Annotated in this window: 14 protein-coding genes; 12 read left to right on the plus strand and 2 right to left on the minus strand. The window is 63.1% G+C overall.

Going from position 1 to position 17,645, the window contains the following annotated elements; genetic code table 11:
- Positions 1-113: 113 nt before the first annotated feature.
- The 11 genes from QMX97_RS16000 to QMX97_RS16050 all read left to right on the plus strand — a co-directional run bounded on the left by QMX97_RS16000 (position 114) and on the right by QMX97_RS16050 (position 14,058).
- Positions 114-1,265: an LLM class flavin-dependent oxidoreductase gene (locus tag QMX97_RS16000; protein WP_065909883.1), complete on the plus strand. Its 1,152-nt coding sequence runs from the start codon at positions 114-116 to the stop codon at positions 1,263-1,265.
- A 20-nt stretch (positions 1,266-1,285) separates the two neighbouring features.
- Positions 1,286-2,335, plus strand: a complete 1,050-nt coding sequence (locus tag QMX97_RS16005; RefSeq protein WP_065909885.1) for an ABC transporter substrate-binding protein — start codon at positions 1,286-1,288, stop codon at positions 2,333-2,335.
- Positions 2,336-2,437: 102 nt separating this feature from the next.
- Positions 2,438-3,496: an ABC transporter substrate-binding protein gene (locus QMX97_RS16010; protein ID WP_065909890.1), complete on the plus strand. Its 1,059-nt coding sequence runs from the start codon at positions 2,438-2,440 to the stop codon at positions 3,494-3,496.
- Between the two features lie 329 nt (positions 3,497-3,825).
- Positions 3,826-6,066, plus strand: a complete 2,241-nt coding sequence (locus QMX97_RS16015; protein WP_282397229.1) for a TonB-dependent receptor — start codon at positions 3,826-3,828, stop codon at positions 6,064-6,066.
- A 151-nt stretch (positions 6,067-6,217) separates the two neighbouring features.
- On the plus strand, positions 6,218-8,683 hold the full coding sequence (locus tag QMX97_RS16020) for a TonB-dependent receptor (protein ID WP_282397230.1): 2,466 nt from the start codon (positions 6,218-6,220) through the stop codon (positions 8,681-8,683).
- A gap of 215 nt (positions 8,684-8,898) precedes the next feature.
- Positions 8,899-9,651: an ABC transporter permease gene (locus QMX97_RS16025; protein ID WP_120448455.1), complete on the plus strand. Its 753-nt coding sequence runs from the start codon at positions 8,899-8,901 to the stop codon at positions 9,649-9,651.
- An 8-nt stretch (positions 9,652-9,659) separates the two neighbouring features.
- Positions 9,660-10,421, plus strand: coding sequence for an ABC transporter permease (locus QMX97_RS16030; RefSeq protein ID WP_106804076.1), 762 nt, complete (start codon positions 9,660-9,662; stop codon positions 10,419-10,421).
- 11 nt (positions 10,422-10,432) lie between these two features.
- Positions 10,433-11,221 carry an ABC transporter ATP-binding protein gene (locus QMX97_RS16035; protein WP_065909916.1) on the plus strand — a complete coding sequence of 263 codons (789 nt, stop codon included), beginning with the start codon at positions 10,433-10,435 and terminating at the stop codon, positions 11,219-11,221.
- A gap of 105 nt (positions 11,222-11,326) precedes the next feature.
- The gene (locus QMX97_RS16040) at positions 11,327-12,286 is read left to right on the plus strand and encodes a threo-3-hydroxy-L-aspartate ammonia-lyase (RefSeq protein WP_282397231.1); all 960 of its coding nucleotides are present in this window, start codon (positions 11,327-11,329) and stop codon (positions 12,284-12,286) included.
- Between the two features lie 134 nt (positions 12,287-12,420).
- A complete protein-coding gene (locus QMX97_RS16045) occupies positions 12,421-13,668 on the plus strand; it encodes a dicarboxylate/amino acid:cation symporter (protein WP_282397232.1) in 1,248 nt (415 codons plus the stop codon).
- 12 nt (positions 13,669-13,680) lie between these two features.
- Positions 13,681-14,058: a RidA family protein gene (locus QMX97_RS16050; protein WP_120448450.1), complete on the plus strand. Its 378-nt coding sequence runs from the start codon at positions 13,681-13,683 to the stop codon at positions 14,056-14,058.
- A 1-nt stretch (position 14,059) separates the two neighbouring features.
- Here QMX97_RS16050 and QMX97_RS16055 read toward each other — a convergent pair whose 3' ends face one another.
- On the minus strand, positions 14,060-14,686 hold the full coding sequence (locus QMX97_RS16055; protein WP_120448449.1) for a PAS domain-containing protein: 627 nt from the start codon (positions 14,684-14,686) through the stop codon (positions 14,060-14,062).
- 57 nt (positions 14,687-14,743) lie between these two features.
- On the opposite strand from QMX97_RS16055, the gene QMX97_RS16060 reads away from it, so the two are divergent.
- A complete protein-coding gene (locus QMX97_RS16060) occupies positions 14,744-15,847 on the plus strand; it encodes a DSD1 family PLP-dependent enzyme (protein WP_282397233.1) in 1,104 nt (367 codons plus the stop codon).
- A 159-nt stretch (positions 15,848-16,006) separates the two neighbouring features.
- Here the strand turns inward: QMX97_RS16060 and QMX97_RS16065 are convergent, their stop codons facing one another.
- Positions 16,007-17,620: a GMC family oxidoreductase N-terminal domain-containing protein gene (locus tag QMX97_RS16065; RefSeq protein ID WP_282397234.1), complete on the minus strand. Its 1,614-nt coding sequence runs from the start codon at positions 17,618-17,620 to the stop codon at positions 16,007-16,009.
- Positions 17,621-17,645 lie beyond the last annotated feature (25 nt).

A 17,645-nucleotide genomic window follows, 5' to 3' on the forward strand; every position in this document is an offset into this window, starting at 1 on the left:
AAATCCCCCCCAACCCCCCGCAACCATTACCCCCCAACCCCAATGGCATGCCCGTTGCACACATCCCCTCAATCAGGTCCACGCACCTTGCACGACTGAAATCAGGAGCACCCATGAGCACTGAATTTTTCTGGCGCCTGCCATTGGGCACCGACGGCCCGCAGCTGACCACCGACAAGCACAACCGGGGCAACCCGGACTACCGCCCCGGCCATATCGCCCCCGGCCGCCTGCCGAATGGCGAGCCCGATGACTTCACCTACATCGACTACATCGCCCAGGTGGCCAAGGCCGCCGAACTCGCAGGCTTCGAAGGCGCACTGCTACCCACCGGCCCCGAGCCGTGGATTGCCGCCGCGGCACTCGCGCGGGAAACCCGGCGCATCAAGTTCCTGATCGCCTTCCAGGCCACCTGGACCCTGCCCGCCTATGCCGCGCAGCAAGCCGCGATCCTGCAGAACCTCAGCCGTGGTCGCCTGGAGTGGAACATCATCACCGGCGGCAACCCGGCCAGCCAACGCGCCAACGGCGACTTTCTCGAACATGACCTGCGCTACAAGCGCACCGGCGAGTTCCTCGACATCATCCAGGGCCTCTGGGAAAACCAGAAATTCTCCTATGACGGCGATATCTACCAACTGGAAAACGGCTCGCTGCCCGCCGGCCTGCACAACGAACGCAAGCCGGGGGTGTATTTCTCGGGGTTCTCCGAAGCCGCGCTGGGTGTGGCCGCCCGACATGCCGACGTCTACCTGAACTGGGCCGAGCCGATCGACAAGCTCAAGCCGCACATCGACCGGGTGCGCGAACTGGCCGATAAACAGGGGCGTACCGTGCGTTTCGGACTGCGTGTCGACCTGTTCGCCCGCGAAACCGAAGAGTTGGCCTGGAAGGACCTGCGCCGCCAGTTCGACAAGCTCGATGGCAAGACCAGTGCCGTGGCCAAGGGCTTTACCAGCGGCTCGGACTCGGTCGGTGCCGCCCGGCAAACCGCCTACCACCAGAACGTCGACCGCTTTGATGACCTGATCATCGGTCCCAACCTCTGGGCCGGTTTTGCCAAGGCCAAGCCGGGCCCGACCGTGGGCCTGGTGGGCAGCCACGAAAACATCGCCGAGCGCCTGGTGGAATACCGCGACGCCGGTTTCTCGACCTTTATCCTCGCCGGCAATCCGCACCTGGAAGAGGCCCTGCGCATTGGCCAGGAAGTCTTGCCGCTGGTGCACCAACGCCCGGCCGTCCAACCTTTGAAAGCCAGCGCCTGAACGCTGGGGGAGCCCCTTTGATGACGCAACCTCTCGACACCCTGTGGTACACCCGTTGTCCTGTGCCGACCGGCCTGGGCATTGCCGTGCAAAAAGGCTGGCTGCAAGACACTGTCGGTGCCCTCGGCACCGAGGTGCAGTCGCTGCGCGAGTCGAATGACAAGGCCGTGCGCGAGTCGCACTTCGACCACACCCTGCAGAATTCCGTGCGCCACGGTGGCAATATCCCGGCAATCTGGGCCCGCGCCCAAGGCCGTGAAACCCGTGTGATCGGCCTGTCCTGGGCGGACGAAGTGCAATTGATCCTGACCCGCCAGGACAGCGGCATCAAGACCGTCAAGGACCTCAAGGGTCGTACCTTCGGCCTGCCGGACTGGGTCGGCGCGCAGATCGACTTTACCCGCGCCCAGGCCCTGCGTGGCCTGGAAAACGCCCTGTCGCTGGAAGGCCTGAAGGTCGGCGACGTCAAGCTGAAGAACTTTCAATACGGCGGCACCTTCAGCGACAGCGCAGTGCGCAACGTGGCCGGCACACCGGTGACTGCGCAGACGACTGGACGCAACCTGGAGCTGATCGGCCTGCTGCGCGGCGAAGTCGACGCGATCTTCCTCAAAGGCGCCAGCGCGGCGCAGCACGCGCATGATTTCGGCCTGCACACGGTGATCGACACCGGCGCTCACCCCGACCCGCTGATCCGCAGCAACAATGGCACCCCGCGCACCCTGGCGGTCGACCTGAACCTGCTGGACCAGCATTTTGACGTGGCCACCGGCATCCTCGACTCCGTGCTGCGTGCCGAGCAGTGGGCGCACACCCACCCGGAAGACACCCGGCGCTACCTCGCGCGGGAAACCAACAGCAGCGAATACTGGGTGACCGCCGCCTATGGCGACGATGCCCACCTGCGCCTGCGTACCGGGCTGGATGAACAAGCCATTGCAGCCTTGCAGGACTTCACTCACTTCCTGCACCGGTGGCGCTTTATCCCGCAAAGCTTCGATGTGCGCGAATGGATTGACGCGCGGCCGTTGCAGGCGCTGCTCCAAGGCAACACCGCACTCGCCGGCTAACCCCTGTAGGAGCCGGCTCGCCGGCGATAGCGTGTTTGCGGACGCCATCGCCACCCAGCCAGGCGCCCACAGAAGACTTCATGGATTGGAACGAAGAATTTTATGAGCAAACCACTCGATACTCTCTGGTACACCCATAGCCCGGTGCCCACCGGGCTCGGCATTGCGGTGCAGTCCGGGCGACTCGCCGAAGCCTTCCTGCCCTATGGCACCAATATCCAATCGCTGCGCGAGTCCACCGAGCGCGAAGTGCGTGAAGCGCACTATGACCATCACCTGCAGAATTCGGTGCGCCACGGCGGCAATATCCCGGCGATCTGGGCCTATGCCAGCGGCGTCGAAACCCGCGTGCTGGGGCTGTCGTGGAGTGATGAAGTGCAGTTGATCCTGACCACCGCCGAAAGCGGCGTGAAGAGCGTGCGCGACCTGAAGAACCGGCGCTTCGGCCTGCCGAAATGGGCCAACGTGCAAATCGACTTCACCCGTGCCCAGGCGCTGCGCGGGCTGGAAAATGCGCTCAAGCTCGAAGGCCTGGAGGTCTCGGATGTGGAGCTGGTGGACTACCCCTACGGCGGCACCTACAGCGACAACCAGACCTCCTACGTCTATGGGCCGGAAGTCAGCCTGGGCGTCAGCCGTTTCAGCCGGCGCAACAACGAGCTGATCGGCCTGCTGCGCGGCGACATCGACGCGATCTTCCTCAAGGGCGCGCATGCCGTGCATCTGGCCAACGAGTTCGGCCTGCATGTGGTGGTCGACACCGGTTCGCACCCGGACCCGCTGATCCGCTCCAACAACGGCACGCCCCGCACGCTTACGGTGGATATCCACCTGCTGCAGGAACACTTCGATGCCAGCGTGAAGATCGTCGACACGGTGTTGCGCACCGAGCAGTGGGCCTGGGCCAACCCGGACGAAACCCGGCGCTTTCTCGCCAAGGAACTCAATACCAGCGAGTACTGGGTCACGGCGGCGTATGGCGAGGACGCGCATCGGCGTCTGCGCACGACCCTCGACTCCCGCTCGATTGAAGCACTGCAGGACTTCACCGATTTCCTGTTCCGCTGGAACTTCATCCCACGCCGTTTTGATGTGCGCGATTGGATCGATTTCAGCGTGCTGGAAAAAGTCATCGGTTCCACCTCTCGCGTCGCCGTGTAACCCTCGCACCGGCGATGGCGATCTCGATGACGCCATCGCCGAGCTGCGACGATTCGACAAGCCGGGCTTCCACAAATCCGCTGAAACCAGGGCCAATTGTGTTGTCCTGGCAACACCTCTCCTGCTGCTCCAGCAGCACCCGCCAAGCACTTTCTGCTGATTGTTCCACAGGCCTGTCCCGAGGACTTTTTTCGCCTGCCTATTTCCACCAAAATATGTTTTTTTAGTGTTTAGATTCAACATCTTATGCGCTTGTATCAACACTGAAATCCTCTTGGCACGATCTCTGCTCTACCCCCTTCAAGGACACTTTTCCGGGGGAGACTGCAATGCATAAAATCAATCCAATCACCAAGGGCTTATGGCTGGCTTTACTGGTCGCCGGTGGCGCGCACGCCGCTGAAGAAGACACCACTAAAACCGAGCCGTCACTCAAGACCGTCACCGTCACCGCACAGCACCGCGAGGAAACCCTGCAAGAGGTTCCGGTGGCCGTGTCGGCGGTCCAGGGCACCACCCTGGTCGCCGACGGCGTACGCAATATGGGCGACATCACCACCTTCATTCCCAACGCCTCGGCGAAGAACCCGGACGGTGACGGGCGGCCGCGCTGGTACATCCGCGGGCTGGGCACCGGCGATACCGGCGCAGCGACCGTCTACCCGGTGGGCATCTATGCCGATGACGTCTACCTGAACGCGCCGATTGCCGGCGGCGGGCCGCTCTGGGACCTGGAGCGCATCGAGATCCTGCGCGGACCACAGGGCACGTTGTACGGCAAGAACACCACCGCGGGTGCGGTGAACATCATCTCCAAGAAGCCGACCTTCGACACCGACGGGTTCGGCACTATCGGCTTTGGCAGCAAGAACGAACGCATCCTCAGTGGCGCCCTGGGCGGTGCCCTGGTGGATGAAAAACTCGCCGCGCGGATCTCGCTGTACTCCGAGGAACGCGACGGTTTCCAGAAGAACCTGGTGGACGATCACACCTACGGCGACGTGAATAAAAAGGCCGTGCGCCTGCAATTCTTCGCCCAGCTCAATGATGACCTCGACGCGTTGTGGAAGATCCACGCCCGCGAGTTCAAGGGCGATGGTGCCAACGGTGCGCTGACCCTGGGCCGTTACTACAACGTCGGCTACCAGCGCCCTCTGGGGCGCAATATCGCGCTGAACGTGAAGGACGATTCCAAGCTCGACCACGACGGCACCTCGCTGACGCTCAACTGGCACCTGGGCGACTACACGCTGACGTCGATCACGGCCTACGACTACATTCGCGGCCAGTCCAGCAGCGACGCCGACTACACCCCGTACGAGGTCAACGGCACGTCCACCGCCGACAACAAATACACCCAGTATTCACAGGAAATCCGCCTGGCCTCGCCCCAGCAGGAAACCCTGCGCTGGCTGGCCGGCGCCCATTACTTCCACGAAGACCTCGACAGCAGCGCCGGGCGGTTTATCCAGCCTGGCCCGACACCGAACGGCACCGGCTCCAACCAGATCAACGGCGCCACGGACTTTCGTGACCTGAGCTATGACCACAAGACCGACAGCTACGCGCTGTTCGGCAACCTGACCTACGATTTCACCGACAACTTCAGCGTGACCGGTGGCCTGCGCTGGACCCAGGAAAAGAAAGACATCGACCTCAACCTCGCGCAGCTGACCCGCGCCACCGCCAACGGCCCGCTGATCCCGCTGGCCGCTGCCGGCAGCAACGGCAATCGCCAGGAAAACAAGACCTGGGAGGCCTGGACCTACGACCTGACCCCGGAATACCGCATCAACGACAACGTGCGGGTGTTCTTGCGCTATGCCCACGGCTTCCGGTCCGGCGGCTTCAACACCGGGCTGTCGACCAGCCTGTCGCAGTTGACCACGGTGGACCCGGAACAACTCGACGCGTATGAATTCGGCGTCAAGTCCGAGTGGTTCAACCACCGCCTCACGGCCAACGCGAACATCTTCTACTACGACTACTCGGACATTCAGGTCAACCTGCTGACGGTCAACAACGGCGTGCTGACCACGGCGCTGACCAACGGCGCCAAGGGCAAGGTCAAGGGCGCCGAGCTGGAACTCGAAGGCCAGCCGACCGACTACCTGCACCTGCGCGCGGCGGTGTCGTTCCTCGATACCGAGTACACCGACTTCAAGAACACCAACCCGACCACGGGCGCGGTCACCGGCGACTACAGCGGCAACAGCTTCGTGCGTTCACCGCGCAACGTGGTATCGCTGGGTGGCGACTACACCTTCCCGCTGGAGATCGGCGGCAAGCTGGTGGCCGGTGCCGACGTGAGTTTTCGTGACAAGGAATACTTTCTCGCCGACCGCCAGAGCAGCGCCGACAAGGACTTGAGCCAAGCGCACTACACCTTGGCCAACAGCCGCCTGACCTGGTACAGCGCGGATGAAAAACTCAGCGTCACCGGGTTCGTGAACAACCTCACCGATCGCCGCTACCAAGTGCATGGCCGGCCCAACGGTGGCCTCGGCCAATACGTGATCACCTATGGCGACCCGCGCACCGTGGGCCTGAGCGTGACCAGCCGCTTCTAAGCCAGAGGCTGGGGGGGTATTTATCCGCCTAGCAGGATCAATGTGGGAACTGGCTTGCCAGCGCCCACAACTGGCCCCCATTGCTTGAGCCACGACACCCGGCCCGCCATCGCCACTATCCAGTCATTCTATTGTTGAAAGGACCACTTCCATGTTCCAACGTACTCCGTTGGCCGGCGCCATCGCGCTGGTCATGGGCAGCCTTGCCCTGCCCGTCGTCGCGGCAGACGAGACCCAACCGACCGCAAAAAACGATCACCTCGACACCGTGGTGGTTCTCGGCACCCGGCGCAGCGACCTGACCGCCCTGCAAAGCGCGGCACCGGTGGACGTGCTCTCCGGCGAGCAATTGCAACAGACCGGCGCCACCGATTTGTCCGGTGCCCTCACCGCCCTGTCGCCATCGTTCAACTTCCCACAGTCGCCGCAGGGCGCCTTCGCCGGTTCCATCGCCCAAGGCGCCTCGTTGCGTGGCCTGGCCTCGGACCAGGTGCTGGTGCTGGTCAATGGCAAGCGCCGCCACAGCAGCGCCAACATCACCCGCCAGAGCCTGGTGAACGGGCGTGGCGCAGCGGCGGTGGATTTGAGCCTGATCCCACTGAGCGCGATCCAGCGCGTCGAGATCCTGCGCGACGGCGCCGCCGCTCAGTACGGCTCGGATGCAATCGCCGGGGTGATCAATATTGTGCTCAAGGAAAACGATGACGGCGGCAACCTCGGCTACCGCTTCGGCGGCTACGACAAGGGCGACGGCATCCAGCGCAAGCTCAGCGGCTGGAAGGGTTTCGCGTTGCCCAACGACGGTTTCCTGACCCTGAGTTTCGACGCCGGCAGCCAAGACCCGGCCAGCGATACCAACCCCGACAACCGGATCTTTTACCCCGGCGACACCAGCGTCAACACGCCCCGCGAGCAGAACAACCGCTACCGCACCTGGCGCTGGGGCGCGGGCAATGTCTCGGACCAGTACAATGTTGTCGCCAACAGCGAGATCGGCGTCGGCGAGGGCCTGACCGCCTATGGCTTTGCCACCTATGCCCACAAGAACACCGACGCCGAAGGCTTCTTCGACCCGCCGACCACCCTGCGCAACAACTACGGCAGCACCGCGTTGCAGCGTTACCCGGACGGTCGCTTGCCGATCACCCGCTACAGCCTGGAAGACTACGCGGTCACCGGCGGCCTGCGCTTCGAGAACGACCAACTGGGCAAGTTCGACCTGGCCCTGAACCATGGCAACAACACACTCGAGTCCGCTGACCGCAATGCGATCAACCCCAGCTATGGGGTGAACAGCCCGTCGTCGATCTACACCGGCAAGCGCGAAAACGACCAGACCAACCTGACCCTGGACTGGGTGCGCGACTTCCCCACCGACCTGCTGTTCAAGCCGCTGACCCTGTCGGCGGGCCTGGCCTGGCGCAAGGAAAACTACCAGTTGAGCGCGGGCGAAGCCGCCGGCTGGCAGAACGGGCCGCTGTTCAACACCATCGACCCGATCACCGGGCGGCGCATTCCGGGCTATTACTCGGGCATCACCCAGGTCGATGCGGCCTCGCTGGACCGCAAGGTGCTCGGTGCCTACATCGACGTCGAAGGCCAGATCACCGAGAAATTCCAGGCCGGCGTGGCGGTGCGCACCGAGCACTATTCGGACTTTGGCGACACCACCAACGGCAAGCTGTCGCTGCGCTATGACTTCACCCCACAGATCGCCGCCCGGGCCACCGCCAGTACCGGCTACCGCGCGCCGTCGCTGGTGCAGAGCGGCATGTCCTCATTCAGCGTGCAGGTGGTGGAGCAACCGCCGGGCAGCGGCAACTACGTCGAGGTGCAGCAACGCACCCTGCGTGCCAATAGCCCGGAGGCCCAGGCACTCGGCGGCAAGGCGCTCAAGCCCGAGGAGTCGACCAACTACTCCCTGGGCCTGGTGTGGCGCCCACTGGAAAATGCCTCGGTGACGGTGGACGCCTACCGGATCAACATCAATAACCGCATCACCCTCTCCGACCAATTGCCCGCCAGCGTGGTCTCGCCGATCTTCGCCGGCACGCCCTACGCGAATATCCAGAGCGCGGCGTTCTACACCAACGTGGCCGACACCCGCACCGACGGCGTCGAGTTGACCGGCAACTACCAGTGGGACCTGCAGCAATGGGGCCGCCTGAACCTGAGCAGTGGTTTTGCGCAGAACAACACCACCATCACCGGCTTGCGCGACGTCGGCAATATCAAGGGCTCGCAAATCATCGGGCGCAATACCCAGGGCCTGATCGAAGATGGCACCCCGCAAAACAAGCTGACCCTGAGCGCCAACTGGCTGTATGAAAACTGGGGGCTGACCATTGCCCAGCGCCGCTACGGCGAGTGGAAAAGCCTCAACGCCACCAACCCCAACCTCGACCAGACCTACAGCCCGCAATGGGTGACTGACCTGGACCTGTCCTACACCTTCCACAAGGGCGTGAAGGTCTCGGTGGGCGCGATCAACCTGTTCGACTCGCACCCGGACAAGGCTGACGGCGCGCAGCTGTATGGCGTGCCCAAGTACTCGATCACCAGCCCGGAAGGCGCGCAGGGTGCGTTCTACTACACCAGTGTGAGCTACGACTTCTGAGAAGACTGCTGAGTGGGTGCTGCTCCAGCAGCACCCGATCACCATTTCCCAGCGACCTCCCCCTGTAGGAGCCCGGCTTGCCGGCGATGATGTCCTGCGCAAATGCGCACACCTGAAGGGCCCATCGCCGCCAAGCCAGCACCTACTGGGAGATTCAGTGATGTGGCACATGTCTTGCGATAGCTGCTGGGTATTCAGCTGAATTAAGACTTGCCATGCGCCTGCTTCGATACCTCACCTGGCTTATCTCACCCGTGGCCCTGCTGGCCGTCTGGACGCTGGTGGCCCACCTCGGGATTTTCCCGCGCAACCTGCTGGTACCGCCCGCCCAGGTGCTGCAGACCTTCGAAGACCTGCTGGCCAGTGGCGAGCTGCTCGAACACCTCGGCAACAGTCTGTCGCGCCTGGGCCTCGGCTTTGGCATCGGCTCGCTGTGCGGGTTGGCCTTCGGCGTGCTGATGGCGCTGTCGAAAAACGTCGAGGCGTATTGCGGCCCGCTGTTTCATACCCTGCGCCAGATCCCCAGCATCGCCTTGATCCCGATGTTCGTGCTGCTGTTCGGCATCGACGAAACCTTCAAGATCATCATCGTCGCCAAGACCGCGTTCTTCCCGGTGGCACTGGCCGCTGGCGAAGGTGTACGGGGCATCCCGCGCAGCTATTTCGAAGTGGCGGACGTGTATCGCCTGCGCTGGCCGACTTTTGTGCGCCTGGTGGCCCTGCCCGCTGCGGCGCCGCCGATCATCACCGGCTTTCGCATCAGCCTGACCCGCGCCTGGGTGGTGCTGGTGGCCACTGAATTGCTGGCCGCCGACAGTGGCCTGGGCCAGATGATCGAGATGGCGCGGCAGATGCTGCGCATCGACGTGGTGATGGTCGGCGTGGTGGTCACCGGAGTGATCGGTTTTACCCTCGACTATGCCTTTCGCCGCATCGAACAACGCCTGTTCCGCTGGCAAACCCGCTAGGAGTTCCGATGCTGCCTGTATTGAAAAAAGCCCGTGGGCTGTTGCTGCCGCTGCTGCTGATCCTCGCCTGGGAATATGCCTCTCGCCAGGACGCCGCCGGCGCGTATGCGTTCGTGCCATTGTCGGCAATTGGCTCGGCGTTGCTGGAGATGCTTGGCAACGGCGAACTGCTGGTCAACCTGCTGGCGAGCCTGGCGCGCACCAGCAGTGGCCTGGCCCTGGGCATTCTGTTCGGGGTGACGCTGGGGGTGCTGATGGCGCTGTCCAGCGTGGCCAACCGCTTGATCGGCCCGTTGTTCCATGCGATTCGCCAGGTGCCGATGCTCGGCTGGATCCCGCTGATTGCCATGTGGTTCGGCAATGGCGAGTTCTCCAAAGTGCTGATCGTCAGCCTGGCGGCGTTTTACCCGATGGTACTCAACACTTACCAGGGCTTCAGCCACGTCGAGCGCCGCTACCGCGAAGTCGGCCAGGTGCTGGTCCTCACCCCGCTGCAGCAATTTACCCAGGTGCTGTTGCCGGCAGCCTTGCCGAGCATCGCCACCGGTGTCCTGCATGCGCTGGCGTTTGCCTGGGTAACGGCGATCGGCAGTGAGCTGTTCCTGTCCTCGGGTGCCGGCCTGGGCAACCTGATGATGAACGCCGAGGCCGGCTCGCGCATGGAAGTCATCGTGCTCAGCGTGCTGTGCATCGGCTTGCTCGGCTACCTGATGACCCTGTTGTTCACCCTGCTGAGCCGCCACCTGCTGCGCTGGCGCAACCTCCGTTGAAAGGCCTCGATATGAATGCAATCGCCCACGCTTCCCTTCATCAACACGTGCAGACCGGCGCCCTGCAGATTCGCGGCTTGAACAAAGCCTATCGAATCGAAGGCCGCGCCTTGCCGGTGCTGCAGGACATCCACCTCGACGTACGCCCGGGTGAATTCGTCAGCATCGTCGGCGCCAGCGGCTGCGGCAAATCCACCTTGCTGCGCCTGATCGTCGGGCTGGAAGCCGAATACGAAGGTGACATCCTGCTCGACGGTAAACGCATCGCGTCCACCAGCCTGGAGCGCGGCATCGTGTTCCAGGACCACCGACTGTTCCCGTGGATGACCGTCAGCCAGAACATCGCCCTGGCGCTGAAAAACCACGCGCTGCCCGCGGCCGAAAAAGATCGCCAGGTCGCCGAACATATCGCCCTGGTCAACCTCAGCGGCTTTGAAAATGCCTACCCGCACCAGCTTTCGGGCGGCATGGCCCAGCGCGCGGCCATTGCCCGGGCGTTGATCAACAAGCCCAAGGTGTTGCTGCTGGACGAGCCCCTCGGCGCCCTCGATGCCCTGACCCGCGTGCACCTGCAGCGTGAATTGCAACGCATCTGGGTACAGCAGCGTTGCACGGTGATCATGGTCACCCACGACATCGAAGAAGCGCTGTACCTGGGCGACCGGGTGATCGTGATGGATGCCCATCCGGGGCGGATCAAGCATGAAATCCAGGTCGACCTGCCGCACCCGCGCGACCGCGCCTCGCCGGTGTTGCAGGGCTACAAGGAGCAGTTGCTGGAAGAATTGGTCGGGCACTGAAGACCGCGGCAACGGAAGACTTTACATTTTGTATAGTTCTGGATATTTTATCCAGACAACAAATGCAGTCCACCCGTGCTCGGTTCATTTTCAGAGGTCCTTTCCATGCAATCGTCTTCTTACCATGACGTGATCAACGCCGCCGAACGCCTGGAGGGCTTTGCCAACCGCACACCGGTGTTCACCTCGCGCACGTTGGATGCCGAGGTAGGCGCCCAGGTGTTCATCAAGTGCGAAAACCTGCAACGCACCGGCTCCTTCAAGTTTCGCGGGGCATTCAATGCGCTTTCGCGCTTTGATGAGCAGCAGCGCCAGGCCGGAGTGGTGGCGTTTTCCTCCGGCAATCATGCCCAGGGCATCGCCTTGGCCGCGCGTCTGTTGCAGATGCCGGCAACCATCGTAATGCCCACCGACGCCCCTGCCGCCAAGGTCGCCGCCACGCGGGAATACGGCGCCACCGTGGTGTTTTACGACCGCATCAGCGAAGACCGTGAACAGATCGGCCGCACCCTGGCCGAGCAGCACGGCATGACCCTGATCCCCTCCTACGATCACCCGGACGTGCTGGCCGGCCAGGGCACCGCCGCCAAGGAGCTGCTGGAATTTACCGGCCCACTGGACGTCCTGTTTGTCGGCCTCGGCGGTGGCGGCATGCTCTCCGGGACAGCGCTGGCCACCCGCGCGCTGTCGCCCGATTGCCTGTTGTACGGGGTCGAGCCCGAAGCCGGGAATGACGGCCAGCGCTCGTTTCAGACCGGCAGCATCGTGCATATCGATACCCCCGCGACCATTGCCGATGGCGCCCAGACCCAGCACCTGGGCAACTACACCTTCCCGATCATCCGCGAGCACGTCACCGATATCCTCACCGTCTCGGATGCCGAGTTGGCAGCCTCGATGAGGTTCTTCATGCAGCGCATGAAAATGGTCGTGGAGCCTACTGGCTGCCTGGGACTCGCGGCGTTGCGCAAGCTCAAGGAGCAGTTCCGCGGCCAGCGCGTAGGGGTCATCGTCACCGGCGGCAACGTCGATATCGAGAAGTACGCAGGCCTGCTCCAGGGCTGAGCCTTCCAACAAAAAAAATACTCAACACCGATTGTGGCGAGCGCGCTGGCCACACGGGTTCCTGCTGCCTGCAATTTCTGCCGCCGATAAAAACGCCCCGGGTATTTCCCGGGGCATAACAACAAGAGGTGCTTATGAAAAACCGTTACCTGGCCCGGGCCATCGTGATTGCGATCCTCCTTGGCGTGCTGGTGGGCGCCGTGCTGCACGCCCAATTGGACGCCGAAGCAGCCAAGGCCATCGCAGGCTACTTGAGCATGGTCACCGATGTATTTTTACGCTTGATCAAGATGGTTATTGCGCCGCTGGTGCTGGCGACTCTGATCGGCGGGGTGGCGAGCATGGCCGACAGTGGTTCCATCGGCCGTGTCGGGTTCAAGGCGATGGCCTGGTTCCTGATCGCGTCGGTGGTGTCGCTGTTGATCGGCCTGGTGCTGGCCAACGTGTTCCAGCCCGGCGCGGGCCTCGGCCTCAGCGTAGCCACCAACGGCAGCAGCGGTTTGAATACCGCCACGTTGAACCTGTCGGGCTTTTTGTCCCATGTGTTCCCGCGCAGCATCGTCGAGGCCATGGGCAACAATGAGGTGCTGCAGATCGTCGTGTTTTCGCTGTTCTTCGGTGCCGCCCTGGCATTCGTCAAGGGCCAGACGAAATCGCCGATCCTGCAGGTGCTCGAAGAGCTGACCCAGGTCATGTTCCGCATCACCGAGTACGTGATGGTCATCGCGCCGCTGGCGGTATTTGCCGCGATTGCCGCCACCATCAGCCTGTACGGCCTGGGCATGGTAGTCAGCTTTGGCAAGTTGATCGCACAGTTCTACTTAGGCCTGGCGGTGCTCTGGCTGGTGATCGGCGGTGTGGGTTTCCTGGCGCTGGGCACACGGTTCAAGCACCTGCTGAAGTTGCTGCGCAGCCCGGTGTTGCTGGCGTTCTCCACGGCCAGCAGTGAAGCCGCCTACCCCAAGACCATCGCCGCACTGGACAGCTTCGGCTCGCCCAAGCGTATCAACAGCTTCGTGCTGCCCCTGGGCTACTCGTTCAACCTCGACGGTTCGATGATGTATCAGGCGTTTATCGTGATGTTCATCGCCCAGGCGTATGGCATCGAGATGAGCTTTGGCCACCAGGTGATGATCCTGCTGACCCTGCTGGTGATCAGCAAAGGCACCGCCGGCGTCGCACGCGGCTCACTGGTGGTACTCGCCGCCGGCCTGCCGATGGTGGGCCTGCCGGAAGCCGGCTTGCTGCTGATCCTGGCGGTGGACCCGATCCTGGACATGGGCCGCACCGCCACCAACGTCTTTGGTTGCGGCGTGGCCACGGCGGTGATCGGCAACAGCGCAACCGATGAACAATCCGCTCCTCTTCCTTCCCCTGTGTGAGAACTGCCGACCATGAAGATCCACTATACGCCCACTGCATCGGCCCCTGCCGGGCACTACTCGCAGGCCGTGAGCCATCTGGGTTCGCTGTATATCTCCGGCCAATTGCCGGTGAGCCCGGACGGACAGCACAACACGCAGGCGCCGTTTGCACGCCAGGCGCAAGTCGCCCTGGAGAATCTATTGGCGATCCTGCGGGCGGCCGGTGGCGTGCCCGAGGACCTGGTGAAAGTCACGGTGTATGTGGTGGGCGTGAAGCACTGGCCGGCGTTCGACGCCTTGTACGCCGCCGCCCTGGGGGATCACCGTCCTGCCCGTGCGGTGGTACCGGTGCCGGAACTGCACCACGGCTACTTGATTGAAATCGAAGCCGTGGCGCGCTCGGCGTAGTTCATTTGGCGTAGGTGTAGACCGCCGCCCGCGAAACACCCAGATGCGAGGCAACCGTTTCCATGGCCCGTCGAATGTCCATCACGCCGGCGTCTTTCAGCTCTTGCATCAGCAAGCGCCGATCGGCGGCCTTGAGCGCGCGCGGCGTGGTGGCCAGGCGTGCGGCGAACTGGTCGATGCGGGCGCGTATGGCATCGGCACCAGAGGGGTCGAGGGACTCGGCAGGCCGGTCGCCGCTGACCGAGCCGAATTGCTCCAGCATGCCCTGCAAGCCACGGAACAACGAGAGGTCGACGTTCATGCACAAGGCCGCCACGTATTTGCCGGTGGAGTCTTTGATACCGATGGACGTGCTCTTGACCTGACGACCGTCGCTGAACTGGTTCTGGTAGTTGGCAATCACCTGCGGGTATTCGGGATCGGCAATCCTCGCCAACCCCAGCTCCGTCGCCGGGTCCCCCGGCTGTCGCCCGGAAAGGTTGTTGTGGATGGCCATGATTGCGTGCTGCGGGTCGCGCAGGTCGTGCAGCACGACCTCGCAAAACGGGCTGAAGGTCTTGCTCAGGCCTTCGGCAATCTGTTCGAGCTGGCTGATCAAGGCCACTTGTTCGGGAGTGTGTTTTTTCATTCAGACAACATATCCAGTACTGGATAGACCGTCAATTTACCTTTTGGAGTGTGACCCATGGATACCCCGACCGCCTTGCTGGATGTGACCCGCATGCAGCGCAATATCCAACGTATGCAGGGGCGCGCCAGCACCTTGGGCGTGCAGTTGCGGCCGCATGTCAAAACCCACAAATGTGCTGAAGTGGTGGCCGCGCAAATCGCCGCCGGGGCCACCGGCATTACGGTATCGACCTTGAAGGAAGCCGAGTATTTTTTCGCCCAAGGCATCCGCGACATTCTCTACGCGGTGGCCATGGCACCGCACAAACTGCCCCAGGCGTTGGCGTTGCGCCGCGAGGGGTGCGCGCTGACGTTGATCACCGACAGCCTCGCCGGCTCCAAGGCCATCGTTGATTTCGGCCGGCTACACGCCGAGACCTTTGCGGTGATGATCGAGATCGATTGCGACGGCCACCGCTCCGGGGTTAAACCGCAGGACCCGCGCCTGCTGGAGATTGCCCGCCTGCTCGGTACCAGCCTGGCCGGCGTACTCACCCATGCCGGCGAAAGCTACGGCCTGGACACGCCGCAAGCCTTGCAGGCGATCGCCGAACTGGAGCGCGCACGCTGCGTTGCGGCGGCCGAACGTATTCGTGCGGCCGGGATGCCGTGTGCGCAGGTCAGTGTCGGCTCAACCCCTACGGCGCTGTCGGCCGTCAGCCTGGAGGGCGTGACCGAACTGCGCGCCGGGGTCTACGCGTTCTTTGACTTGGTGATGCACAACATCGGCGTATGCCACCTCGATGAGCTGGCCCTGAGCGTGCTGACCACCGTGATCGGCCACCAGCCGGAAAAAGGCTGGATCATTACCGACGCTGGCTGGATGGCCATGAGCCGCGATCGCGGCACCCAGGCGCAGAAGCGGGATTTCGGCTACGGCCAGGTGTGTACCGAAACCGGTGAGCCGATAGATGGGTTGCTGTTGAGCGGTGCCAACCAGGAACACGGGGTGGCACAGTTCCAAGGCAAGAAAGTGGATGTGGTCGCGCAGTTCCCGCTGGGTACCCGCCTGCGCATCCTGCCCAACCATGCCTGCGCCACCGGCACTCAGTTCGACAGCTACAGCGCAGTGCTGGAAAACGGTGACGTGCAGGTCTGGGAACGCCTGCGCGGTTGGTAGCACGGTAAAAATCCAGGAACACCGCGTAATCGTTAACGACCATCGTCGGCAAGCCGGCTCCTACAGGGGAATGCGTATGTCGTAGGAGCTGGCTTGCCGGCGAAAAACGCGAGAGCACCGCGACTGCCGGGTGCCCCGCGTGATCGTTAGCGCCCAGGGTTAGCGAGCATCCTCAAGAATCAAGTCAGCGCCCTTCTCTGCCACCATCAGCACCGCCGCGTGGGTGTTGCCCGAGGTCACGTTGGGGAAGATCGATGCATCGACGACGCGCAAGCCCTGCAGGCCGTGCACTTTCAAGCGTTTGTCGACCACCGACACCTGCGGGTCCGAGCCCATGGCGCAGGAGCCGCACAGGTGGTAGATCGAGCCGCTGTTTTCGCGGAAGTACTGCAGCATCTGCTCATCGGTCTGCACCGCATCGCCGGGCAATACTTCGGCCACGGTGATGCCCTTGAGCGCGGGCGCCTGCATGATCTTGCGCATCAACCGGCTGCCCTGGATCACCTCGTCGATGTCCTTCTCGGTGCTCAGGTAGTTGGGGTCGATCAGTGCCGCGTCCCGTGGGTTTTTCGAGGCGATACGAATGGTGCCGCGGCTGGTGGGCCGGCACGGGTTGAAGCACAGCAGGAAGCCGGAATACGGCTCGGGCTTGAGGCTGGCCTTGTTGTTTTTAGGGATCTGGTACGACAGCGGATTGAAGTACAGCTGCAGGTTCGGGTCCTTCTGCGCCTCGTTGCCGCGAAAGAATCCGCCCGCCTGGTTCACGCTCATGGCCAGCGCGCCCTTGCGGGTCAGCAGGTACTTGAGGCCCAGTTTTAACTGGCCGAACAGCGAACTGAGTTCGTCGTTCAGGGTCGGGATATTGGCCTTGTAGTAGTAGCTCGCGCACAGGTGGTCCTGCAGGTTCTCGCCCACCGCCGGCAGGTGCTTGACCAGCGGGATCGCATGCTCGGCCAGCAGGTGCCGGTCGGCAACGCCGGACAATTGCAGGATCTTCGGCGTGTCCACTGCACCGGCGCACAGGATCACTTCCTTGCGCGCGCTGAAGGTGCGCGCCACGCCGTGCTGGGTGACGGCAATGCCGGTGGCGCGCTGCTGGTCGTCGAACAGCACGCGGTCGACCAGTGCATGCAGCTCCACCGTCAGGTTCGGCCGGCCGAGCGCCGGGTGCAGGTGCGCAAAGCTGCTGGAGCAGCGTTCGCCGTTGCGGGTGTTGACGTCATACAGGCCGGCGCCTTCGAAGTGCGGGCCGTTGAAGTCGTCGCTGTGGGCGTAGCCGAGCTGTTCGCAGCCCTTGAGGAACACGTCGCAGATCGGGTGGGTCTGGCCCTTCATCGGCGTGATGCTGATGGGGCCGCTGCCGCCGTGGTACTCGGTGTCGCCCAGCGGATGATTCTCCAGTTTGCGAAAGTACGGCAGCACGTCCGCAAAGCCCCAGCCGTCGTTGCCGTTCGCGGCCCAGTCATTGAAGTCATGGGCCTGGCCGCGCACGTAGATCATCGCGTTGATCGAGCCCGAGCCGCCCTGCACCTTGCCGCGTGGCGCGTAGATTTCGCGCCCGGCCAACTGCTTTTGCGGCTGGCTGTAATACATCCAGTTGAAGGTCGGGTTGTAATACATCTTGGCGAATCCGACCGGGATCTTGAACCACCAGGAGCTGTCCTTGCCGCCGGCTTCGAGCAGCAACACCGAGTATTCACCCGAGGCGGACAGCCGGTTGGCGAGGATGCAACCTGCGGCGCCAGCGCCGGCGATGATGTAGTCATATGTCATTCACGGTTACCGCGTAAGTCGTTTT

This window comes from Pseudomonas sp. PS01298, assembly GCF_029959745.1.
Taxonomy (GTDB): Bacteria; Pseudomonadota; Gammaproteobacteria; order Pseudomonadales; family Pseudomonadaceae; genus Aquipseudomonas; species Aquipseudomonas aylmerensis.

What these genes read in the sequence shown, in the direction of transcription:
- QMX97_RS16000 (WP_065909883.1), top strand. Translation starts at nt 114, where the DNA reads ATGAGCACTGAATTTTTCTGGCGCCTGCCATTGGGCACCGACGGCCCG.
- QMX97_RS16005 (WP_065909885.1), top strand. Translation starts at nt 1,286, where the DNA reads ATGACGCAACCTCTCGACACCCTGTGGTACACCCGTTGTCCTGTGCCG.
- QMX97_RS16010 (WP_065909890.1), top strand. Translation starts at nt 2,438, where the DNA reads ATGAGCAAACCACTCGATACTCTCTGGTACACCCATAGCCCGGTGCCC.
- QMX97_RS16015 (WP_282397229.1), top strand. Translation starts at nt 3,826, where the DNA reads ATGCATAAAATCAATCCAATCACCAAGGGCTTATGGCTGGCTTTACTG.
- QMX97_RS16020 (WP_282397230.1), top strand. Translation starts at nt 6,218, where the DNA reads ATGTTCCAACGTACTCCGTTGGCCGGCGCCATCGCGCTGGTCATGGGC.
- QMX97_RS16025 (WP_120448455.1), top strand. Translation starts at nt 8,899, where the DNA reads ATGCGCCTGCTTCGATACCTCACCTGGCTTATCTCACCCGTGGCCCTG.
- QMX97_RS16030 (WP_106804076.1), top strand. Translation starts at nt 9,660, where the DNA reads ATGCTGCCTGTATTGAAAAAAGCCCGTGGGCTGTTGCTGCCGCTGCTG.
- QMX97_RS16035 (WP_065909916.1), top strand. Translation starts at nt 10,433, where the DNA reads ATGAATGCAATCGCCCACGCTTCCCTTCATCAACACGTGCAGACCGGC.
- QMX97_RS16040 (WP_282397231.1), top strand. Translation starts at nt 11,327, where the DNA reads ATGCAATCGTCTTCTTACCATGACGTGATCAACGCCGCCGAACGCCTG.
- QMX97_RS16045 (WP_282397232.1), top strand. Translation starts at nt 12,421, where the DNA reads ATGAAAAACCGTTACCTGGCCCGGGCCATCGTGATTGCGATCCTCCTT.
- QMX97_RS16050 (WP_120448450.1), top strand. Translation starts at nt 13,681, where the DNA reads ATGAAGATCCACTATACGCCCACTGCATCGGCCCCTGCCGGGCACTAC.
- QMX97_RS16055 (WP_120448449.1), bottom strand. Translation starts at nt 14,686, where the DNA reads ATGAAAAAACACACTCCCGAACAAGTGGCCTTGATCAGCCAGCTCGAA.
- QMX97_RS16060 (WP_282397233.1), top strand. Translation starts at nt 14,744, where the DNA reads ATGGATACCCCGACCGCCTTGCTGGATGTGACCCGCATGCAGCGCAAT.
- QMX97_RS16065 (WP_282397234.1), bottom strand. Translation starts at nt 17,620, where the DNA reads ATGACATATGACTACATCATCGCCGGCGCTGGCGCCGCAGGTTGCATC.